The organism is Westiellopsis prolifica IICB1 (assembly GCF_004323185.1).
GTDB classification, from domain to species: domain Bacteria; phylum Cyanobacteriota; class Cyanobacteriia; order Cyanobacteriales; family Nostocaceae; genus Pelatocladus; species Pelatocladus prolificus_A.
In genome coordinates this window covers 929,485-939,179 of the sequence record NZ_NAPS01000002.1, presented here as the reverse complement: position 1 = coordinate 939,179, position 9,695 = coordinate 929,485, and the positions used below count along the sequence as shown (strand labels likewise).

The window sequence follows — 9,695 nt, the reverse complement described above, 5'->3', positions numbered from 1 at the left end:
CTTCTATGAAAGTGGCTTGTTTCAGGTGGGTCAATAATCCGGAATATTCAAAATGTAAGCCGATACATTCAAAATGTAAGCCGATACATTCGCAATGTAAGCCGATACATTCGTAATGTAAGCCGATACATTCGTAATGTAAGCCGATACATTCGCAATGTAAGCCAATACTTCAAAATGCAGCCAGGTGCTTAACCGGGAAACCCGTCACCACACTGGCTTGCCAACCTATACCTGGTAGGGTGTGTTATGGCTTCAGCCTAACGCACCGCAAATCATCGGGTGGATGCGTTAGCCTTCGGCGTCACACACCCTACAATTGAAATTTTTTACTTAACACAAGAACTTAAAACAAGAAAATTCTCACCTGAAACGAGGAACTTCTGATTTCAAACAAAGTCTTGCTATTTAAACGCTTCAACAACTCTATTTACAAGCTAATTTGTGGGTGCGATCGCTTAAATTATTTTACTCCAATATAAGAATATGCCTATCTATAGAGAAAAATACCTATCTTTAGATAGATGTTCACAATATGAATTTACTTTTACCGTAAAAAATGTAAATCCATCTACACACTCACTGGAGATGAGTTTTCAGTTCAGTTCGCCAAAGTTGCATAATTTGCACAGTTTGCAGCCAATGACGTGAAGTCAATTGCAGATATCAGGGGAACTTATCTACGTTGGATATCTCAAAATGAAGCCTCAGTGACAAGGCTTTTGACTACTGAACTCTAAATATCTATGAAAATCGCACAAATCGCTCCTTTATGGGAACAAGTTCCACCTGTAACCTACGGTGGAACCGAATTAGTCGTAAGTCGTTTGACTGATGAATTAGTACGTAGAGGTCACGATGTTACGTTATTCGCTTCCGGTGATTCCCAAACTTTAGCTCGTTTAGAAGCGGGTAGTCCTCGTGCATTACGCTTGGATAAAAGCATTAAAGAACCCGTAATGTACGAACTCATGCATGTTAGCGAAGTTTATCGACGTGCTGGGGAGTTTGATATTATCCATTCCCATCTTGGAACCTGGTCGTTACCCCTAGCTAATATAGTTTCAACACCAACGGTGCATACCTTGCATGGAATCTTTACTCAAGACAACAGTAAAGTATTTAGGCAGCACTATACGCAACCATATGTCAGCATTAGTGACGCACAACGTTTGTTAAATATTAACTACGTTGCCACAGTTTACAACGGAATCAGCGTCGAAAAGTTTCCGTTTTTTGCTCAACCCCAAGATCCTCCCTATCTGGCATTTTTAGGACGTTTCTCACCAGAAAAAGGACCACAACACGCCATTGCGATCGCCAAACAAACAGGTTGGCACTTAAAAATGGCTGGTAAAGTAGATGTTGTCGATCAAGAGTTCTTTGAAAAAGAAATCGCTCCCCAAATTGATGGTAAGCAAATCGAATTTTTGGGTGAAGTCAATCACGCTCAAAAAGCCGAATTATTAGGAAATGCAGCAATTACTCTTTTCCCGATCACTTGGTGCGAACCTTTTGGTTTGGTGATGGCCGAATCAATGGCGACTGGAACACCAGTCATAGCCATGAATATGGGTTCTGTGTCTGAGGTGATTGCTAATGGCGAGAGTGGTTATGTTTGCCAAAGCTACGAAGAAATGGCCAAGATGATTCCTGAAGCTTTGAAACTAGACCGTCGTAAATGCCGAGAACACGTAGAGAAAAAATTCAGCGTCGCTCAAATGGTCGATGGCTATGAAGCAGTTTACGAAAAAATCATCGGAGAACGCAACTTTAGAAATTGGTTTAATAGTATGTTAAGAAACTCGTTGGAGTCGATTACATCTTTGACTCGCTAGTTTTAACAGTTATCAGTTATCAGTTATCAGTTATCACTCTTAACTGTTAACTGTTAACTGTTAACTGTTAACTGATTCATGCCCGATCCCTTTTGGTCAACTCTAAAGCGATAATGCTTTTATATAGCAGTGCTGAGAGGGGAACGGCCAACTATGACATCACCAGAATCAGTGATCTGGCTACAGGAACGCACAGCTTTAGGAAGTTTATCGCCTGAACTGTTGGGTGCGATCGCGCAAGTCCTCGAAGAAAAGGTTTTTCCGGCAAATTACAATATAGCTACTGAGGCTAATTCTCCAGAGGCGCTTTATATTCTTTTGCAAGGAAAGCTCGAAAGTGAGAGCATTAATAAAAATAACCCTAGTTTAGCTGTTGGTTTTCTGCCTGGATCTATTATTCATTTACAAGAAATACTTTTAGATGAATTAGCGCAGCGCACAATCACGACTATCACAGAATGTCATTTTTGGGTTGTGACTGCAAAAATCTTTAAAGAAATCATTGGGAAATATCCCGAAATTGCTCAGGTTGTCTCGCGGATGCTGGCTCAAGAATTAGCACAGTTAGCATCTGCTTTTAACTATGAACAAGAACGTTCTTTAGCATTACGCCCATATTTAGTTACCAAAGCGCGACGTGGGATTGTGGGGACGAGTCGTTATGCGATGCGTTTGCGGGAACAAATTCGAGAAGCTGCGGGCGATCGCAAATCTGTATTGATTTTTGGCGAACCAGGGTTAGAAAAAGATAATGTTGCAACTTTGATTCATTTTGGTTCCAAATATCGCCGGGAACCAATCATCAAAATTAACTGTGGTATTTTGCAAACCAGTGGTACAGAATTATTTGGGCGCGCTGGTGGTAAAAGCGGACTTTTAGAATGGCTGGGTGAAGGTACTCTCATCCTCAACAATATCCAAGAAACTCCACCAGAGTTACTCCCAAAACTCAAACAATTATTACAAGACCAGACGTATATTCCCGTAATTCGTCCGGGAGAACCAGACGCTGAACCCCGTACTAGCCGCGCGCGGATTATGATCGTTGCAGAAAAAAATCAGGCGCAAATTGAACGTTGCGTTGGTCGGATTATTAAAGTCCCACCGCTACGGGTACGGAAAACTGATATTAATGCCCAAGTCGAATACTACATCAGTCTTTACACTCGCGCTAGAGGCATCCCCAAACCCCATGTGACACCAGAAGCTTTACGTCGTTTGCAGTCCTATGACTTCCCTGGGAATTTAAAAGAATTACAAAACTTGGTAGAACGGGCGATTGTTCAAGCAGGAGAAGCGACAGAGTTAACAGAAGAAATCTTCTGGTCAGCAGAAACCAAGAAAAAGCGATTTCGGCTGAATCTTTTGAATGCTTATCCTGGTTTGCGGAAGTTTCTTCGCAGTCCGTGGTGGCCGGATCGGATTAACTATGGCTTTACCGTTGCTGCTTTTGCGTTTCTTGTCGCAGTATTATTTGTTGGACCGCAAACACGCGATCGCAATTTTGGGTTAAATCTATTCTGGGCTTGGTGGTGGCCTGTTTTTCTCTTCTTATTCCCCTTTTTAGGACGGATTTGGTGTTCAGTTTGTCCGTTCATGATTTACGGTGAAATTACGCAGAAAATCTCAACATCTTTGTTTGGAAAAAAACTCAAACGCTGGCCACGGGAAGAAGCCGAAAAATGGGGTGGCTGGTTTTTATTCGGCTTATTTACCCTAATTTTTCTGTGGGAAGAACTTTGGGACTTACAAAATACTGCTTATCTTTCCGCCTGTTTGCTGCTATTGATTACTGCTGGCGCGATGATTTGCTCTGCCATTTTTGAGAGACGTTTTTGGTGTCGCTATCTTTGTCCCATAGGTGGGATGAATGGTTTATTTGCCAAACTCTCAATGACAGAACTCCGCGCCCAACAAGGGATTTGTTCCGCGACTTGCACCACCTATCAGTGCTACAAAGGCGGACCACAAAAAGGCGAAGGTATGGAAACTAATGGTTGTCCTTTATACTCCCATCCTGCCCAGCTAGAAGATAACAGAGATTGCGTATTGTGCATGACTTGCTTAAAAGCCTGTCCCCACCGTTCAGTTGAATTTAACTTGCGTCCCCCTGGTATCGAATTGTGGACAACGCATATATCCCATAACTATGAAATCGCCCTATTGTTATTACTTTTGGGTGGAGTATATTTGCATCGCTTACCGGAATTGCAATCTTGGCTGGGATTGCAAATAGATTTAAATCAGTTTTTCTCCCACTTAGGCTTATCCCTAGTAGTTTTGCTCATTCCCGCAACCTTTATTTTCCTCGCATACGCGCTGCTCAAAACTTATTGCTGGTTGAATAACAACATCTCCTCAATTTTCTCTGCGTCCTCTGCGTCCTCTGCGGTGAAAATTCCCAATAAAATCAAATTACGCTCATTTACAGAACTAGCCTATGGTTATTTACCATTGGTCTTAGGAGGTAACTTAGCGCATTATCTACACTTGGGTTTAGGCGAAGGAGGACAAATTTTACCAGTATTTTTTGCAACCTTTGGTTTAGACGGTGGGCAATTACCTGTTGTAGTTGCACACCCTGCCGTAATAGCTTTTTTACAGGGAACAACTTTAATTATTTCAGTACTTTCATCAATGTTGTTAACACAAAAAATTGCTCGGCAACCTTTGCGTGTCATGTTATCGCAACATTTAGCTGCGATCGCTTTGGGAATTAGTATGTGGCAAATTATTGTGTCTTAAGTAGTTAAACAAAATTAAATTCATTCGTGGATACAGGGAACAGGGAAAAGTTAAGGGATGAGAATTAAGCTCTCCCTATCTCCCCACTATTTACCACAGTAGTATACAGAGTTAACTAATATGAATAATTTTTTACAGCCCCCACGCTTACGCATAAGTGAAGACAGTGAAGAAGAAAGACGTGCTACTTGGTTGGAACTATTTTATGATTTGGTGTTTGTGGTTGCGGTTGCACAACTTGCTCACAATCTCAAGGAAGATGTTTCGATACTGGGATATTTAGGGTTTGTATTTTTATTTATACCTGTGTGGTGGTCATGGATTGGCACTACCATGTATGCAAACCGCTTTGATAGTGATGATATCGGACGGCGGTTTTTGGTAGCATTGCAAATGCTGGCTGCGGCGGCTTTGGCTGTAAATATTCATCATGGTTTGGCTGAAAATGCGCCTGGTTTTGCTCTTTCTTATGCTCTGGCTCGCGCGGTGCTGATTGTAGAATATGTTCGTGCTGGTATACATATTCCCACAGCACGTCCATTGACTACACGCTATGCTACAGGTTTTGCGATCGCTGCCGTGTTTTGGTTAATATCAGCATTCATACCTACACCTGGGCGGTTTGTGCTGTGGGGAGCGGGAATTATGATTGACTTGATTACACCCTTTACAGCTACAAAGTTCCAGCTAAAATTACTTCCCCACGCTTCTCATTTACCAGAACGTTTCGGATTATTTACGATTATTGTCTTGGGTGAGGCAATTATCGCAGTTGTTGAGGGTGTTTCGGAACAAAAATGGAATGTTCTGAGTGTAATTGCTGCTATATTTGGTCTAGCGATCGCTTTTAGTTTGTGGTGGGTTTATTTTGATAACCTTGGCGGTACACCGATTCAAACGGCACGCACCCAAGGAAAAATAGGAACTGTTGCGACTTGGCTTTATACTCATCTACCCCTAGTCATTGGTATTGCTGGGGCTGGAGTTGGTGTAGAAAAAGTATTAATTAGTAAACAAGCGATCGCACTCAGCGATCCGTACCGATGGTTACTTTGTGGTTCTGTGGCTTTGTGCTATTTAGCTTTGGGTATCCTGCATCGTGTTGGTGTGATTCGTTATTGCAAAATTCGTTTTCAGTTTCGAGCTGTAGCGGCGATTATTGTCATTGCGATCGCTTTTTTTGGAAAGGGTTTGTTACCTATTGCAGTGATTGGACTTGTGTCTTTAGTCTGCGTCGTGCAAGTCGCCCAGGATTTATATCAGAGTCGTCCTACTACGCGCTTGGTTGATCCAGAGATTTAGGATCGCTGATATCTTGCACCAACTCCGTATCCCGCCTCAGAATTAATTGTGAGGCTAATAGCATAAGTCCGTTAAAACGGACTCAAACATCGTCCTAGTCAGATTTATCTGACTTTAGCTATTAGCCAATAAATTTATTTATTGGCGGGATGAAAAGCTGATGCAAGATATTGGATTGGGGGTTAATACTGAGAAGTATATATGACAATAATTTTATAAATTACTGAAACTAGATTTAAGTAAAAAATTTGTATTTAATCGAGCTAAAGCCCTATTAACAAATAAAAATAATTATGTGGTAATGGTATTTTAAGTACGCAAAAAACTTTTGACGAGTGAAAAATTTTACATCTACTTTGTTGATCTGACCGAAAATTGGGGAATGCTTAAAAATAGCAAAGAACCCATAAACAGTGGACCTGTTGCAAAAGCTATTTTTTGCAATGTTGTAGAGAAAAGCTAAAAGGACAAAGGGTAAAGGAAAATTGCATTCCTTTTACCCTATTTCTTCTACCTTTTCTCGATTAATCCCACAAAGTCTACTGGCTATATAAATTACATTATCTAGAATTATCAAGGTGACAGTGGTAATGGTAGAGTCGGAAAATAAATTGTTGTCTGTACAGGATGGTTGGACATCTCCAGAAACCAGAGAACAACAACGCCTTAAGGCCTTGTCAGAATTAGGGTTGCGACAAACAGAAACGATTCCAGTTTTTGAAGAAGCTACTCAAACTGCTGCTCACTTTTTAGAAGCACCTATTTCCATTTTGGGATTTGTGGATCAACAGCGTCATTGGTTCAAATCAGCAGTGGGCTTATCTAGATTGGGGTTAATGAATCAGTTAGCCCAAAATCGTCAATTGTTACGTGAGGAATCTTTTTGTACTCAGGTAGTAGAAAATTACCAAACAATAATAATAAATGATGCCAGAAAAATTGCAGATGCAGGCAGTGCTGTTGCTAACAAATTGGTTAAAGATTATGGTATTCGGGCTTATTTGGGAGCGCCACTGATTGATGCTAGTGGAAATTGCTTAGGCGCATTGGCGGTGATGGATTTAGTACCGCGCAACTTTACCAATCGAGACATTGAGTTTTTACAGATCATCGCTCGTTGGAGTATGAGTGAATTTGAACGTAACCGACTTTTGCAACAAGCAACTTCAGAAACAAAAAGTGCCAATCATGTTTCTAACTGGTTACTTAGCGAACCAAATACTAGTGAAAGTGAAATCAGAATTAGTCCAATCACTTTACCAACAAGTTCAGTTCCTACTAGTCAACTGAAGATAGAACTGTTGGAACAGTTAACGCAAGAGCTACGTACACCCTTAACATCTGTACTCGGTATGACTAGTGTTTTGGGACGTGAAATTTATGGACCTTTGACCACTAAGCAGAGAGAATATTTAGACATTATCCAACATAGTGGTAGATATCTACTTTGCCTAGTCAATGAAATTTCTGAACTTGGAGCAATGGATGAAACTGAGACAGCCTTGAATTTATCTTCTGTAGATATTGAAATGCTGTGTCAACAAGCGGTTCATACTCTTGAGGAGGCTGCAAATCGTCGTGAGCAAGATATTCGCCTATCTCTTGAACCTGGACGCAATCGCATTTGGTTTTTGGATAAAGACAAGGTGCGACAGATATTATATCATCTGGTTTTCAGCGTGATACAACTTTCTGCTACAGGTAGTGTTGTACGGATTCATGTTTCATCTAAAGAAAATACACTCAACATTACAGTCTGGGTTTCTCATCCTTGGTTAGGAGATGGAATCACTGAAGTTGATTCTTATTTTCGCCTGAGTGCAATGCCATTGGCGGAACTAACAGACGAGACTGCCGTTTATAATTCTTCTTTGGAAGAGCAAGAAGACCCAATTAGTTTGTCATTAACTTCAGACAAATCACAAACTGTGAAGGTTTCTACATCCAGTATGCTCAATACAACCAAGCGTTCTGGTTCTCTTTCACGGGAAAGCTTGGGTTTGTTGCTCAGTTGTCATTTAGCAGAATTGCACGGCGGATATATTTCGATTCAAGGATCACCAGACGCAGGATACCGCTATATCCTGAGTTTGCCAGTAAATCAAGAAAAAGCAGAAGTTCTGGGTGATGTTTCCCCAACAACTGCTTCTTAGGGACTACCTTTAAGCATTGGCTATCTTCAATTAGCATTGACTATAAACTGGAAGTTTTTCAATTTTTGAAGAATACCAAACTATCATTGAATCCAAGTTATACGCTCTGTGCTAGTTGCTCAAAGCCTCTTATGAATCTAATCTGGCAAAAATTCACTTTATCTTATTTACCACTCAAGGAATATCTTGACACCAGCTACCTCCATGGTTCTCTGGTAGGGGTGCTGCGTTCTTGGCGACAAAGCAGTATTTTAATGCAGTGGGGAGATCTAATAGCGGCTACTTTAGTTAGCTTGGTCTTGATATTAGCGCCTTTGACAGTGGTTAATACAACCCTGCTTGGGCTTTTGATGCTTGCTTGTACAGCATTTTGGCTAATTTTGACCTTATCTGATGAGGTAAGCTCTTCAAAGAGTTTGTTTGCAACCCCGATTCATTTGTTGGTGTTGCTATATTGGGGAGTCTGTGTAGTTGCTACAGCTCTGTCTCCAGAGAAAAAAGCTGCTTTAGAAGGATTGATAAATTTTACACTTTACTTAGCACTATTTGCTTTGTGCGCCAGGATTCTGAAATCGCCTCGGATTCGGTCTTTTTTGCTAGTTTTGTACTTACATGTATCTTTATTTGTAAGTATTTATGGTGTGCGCCAGAAGTTTTTTGGTGCTGCACAGTTAGCAACTTGGGTTGACCCTGAATCTCCTTTGTCTAAAAATACAAGGGTCTATAGTTATTTAGGTAATCCAAATTTGCTAGCTGGATATTTGTTACCAGCTGTGATTTTGAGTTTAGTAGCAATGTTTGCTTGGCGGGGATGGCTGCGTAAAGGTTTGGCACTCACGATGTTTGTTGTGAATTTAGCCTGCTTTCGTTTTGCTGACAGCCGTGGTGGTTTTATTGGTCTAGCGATCGCACTATTTGCTATTGTGTTGCTATTACGCTATTGGTACGCTGATTATCTACCCCGGTTTTGGCGTATTTGGTTAGTACCCATCATGTTGGGATGTTTTGTAGCTTGTTTTGCAGTCGCCTTTGGGGTTTCCGAAACTTTTCGCCTACGCATCATCAGTATTTTTGCTGGGCGTGCAGATAGTAGTAATAACTTCCGTATAAATGTGTGGACTGCTGTGTTCAGAATGATTCAGGATTTTCCAATTTTTGGTATTGGCCCTGGACACGATGTATTTAATAAGGTTTATCCGCTTTACCAACTACCCCGATATAATGCTTTGAGTGCTTATTCGATCATTTTGGAAGTGACTGTGGAAACTGGAATTATTGGTTTGGTTAGTTTCCTGTGGTTACTTGCAGTCATATTTAATACAGGGTTGTCACAACTGCAAAGATTTCGGCAATTAAATAGCATAGATGGTTTATGGTTGATTGGAGCGATCGCTACTTTAGTCGGTATGTTAGGCCATGGGTTGGTGGATACTGTGTGGTATCGTCCTGTAGTTAATAGTATTTGGTGGCTAGTAGTTGCTTTAGTCGCTAGCTACTGGACTCCTGTGATATCAAATCAAACAGACAAGGAAATTCAATCTATCCAGAATTAGGAACAGATTAAATTTGTAAAGAAAGCCTTGAGTAGAATATCCCTCAAGGCTTTTTAGTTTTTGTCATCTTTCTAAAAGTCTAGTTTGCCAAGCAATTTTTGCTT

General features: G+C 40.8%; 5 protein-coding genes. All 5 read left to right on the top strand.

Features of this window, described 5'->3' with window-relative positions:
• Nucleotides 1-746: 746 nt before the first annotated feature.
• The 5 genes from B4U84_RS18355 to B4U84_RS18335 all read left to right on the top strand — a co-directional run bounded on the left by B4U84_RS18355 (nucleotide 747) and on the right by B4U84_RS18335 (nucleotide 9,591).
• Nucleotides 747-1,838: a glycosyltransferase family 4 protein gene (locus B4U84_RS18355; protein ID WP_131119927.1), complete on the top strand. Its 1,092-nt coding sequence runs from the start codon at nucleotides 747-749 to the stop codon at nucleotides 1,836-1,838.
• Nucleotides 1,839-1,991: 153 nt separating this feature from the next.
• A complete protein-coding gene (locus B4U84_RS18350; RefSeq protein ID WP_017310566.1) occupies nucleotides 1,992-4,583 on the top strand; it encodes a sigma 54-interacting transcriptional regulator in 2,592 nt (863 codons plus the stop codon).
• 120 nt (nucleotides 4,584-4,703) lie between these two features.
• Nucleotides 4,704-5,885: a low temperature requirement protein A gene (locus tag B4U84_RS18345; RefSeq protein WP_017310565.1), complete on the top strand. Its 1,182-nt coding sequence runs from the start codon at nucleotides 4,704-4,706 to the stop codon at nucleotides 5,883-5,885.
• Nucleotides 5,886-6,475: 590 nt separating this feature from the next.
• A complete protein-coding gene (locus B4U84_RS18340; RefSeq protein ID WP_017310564.1) occupies nucleotides 6,476-8,038 on the top strand; it encodes a GAF domain-containing sensor histidine kinase in 1,563 nt (520 codons plus the stop codon).
• 131 nt (nucleotides 8,039-8,169) lie between these two features.
• Nucleotides 8,170-9,591 carry an IctB family putative bicarbonate transporter gene (locus B4U84_RS18335; protein WP_131119925.1) on the top strand — a complete coding sequence of 474 codons (1,422 nt, stop codon included), beginning with the start codon at nucleotides 8,170-8,172 and terminating at the stop codon, nucleotides 9,589-9,591.
• The last annotated feature ends 104 nt before the right edge of the window (nucleotides 9,592-9,695 follow it).

Bases quoted from the DNA above. Each gene is read 5' to 3' on its own strand.
- B4U84_RS18340 (WP_017310564.1), top strand. From the start codon at position 6,476: ATGGTAGAGTCGGAAAATAAATTGTTGTCTGTACAGGATGGTTGGACA.
- B4U84_RS18335 (WP_131119925.1), top strand. From the start codon at position 8,170: ATGAATCTAATCTGGCAAAAATTCACTTTATCTTATTTACCACTCAAG.
- B4U84_RS18355 (WP_131119927.1), top strand. From the start codon at position 747: ATGAAAATCGCACAAATCGCTCCTTTATGGGAACAAGTTCCACCTGTA.
- B4U84_RS18350 (WP_017310566.1), top strand. From the start codon at position 1,992: ATGACATCACCAGAATCAGTGATCTGGCTACAGGAACGCACAGCTTTA.
- B4U84_RS18345 (WP_017310565.1), top strand. From the start codon at position 4,704: ATGAATAATTTTTTACAGCCCCCACGCTTACGCATAAGTGAAGACAGT.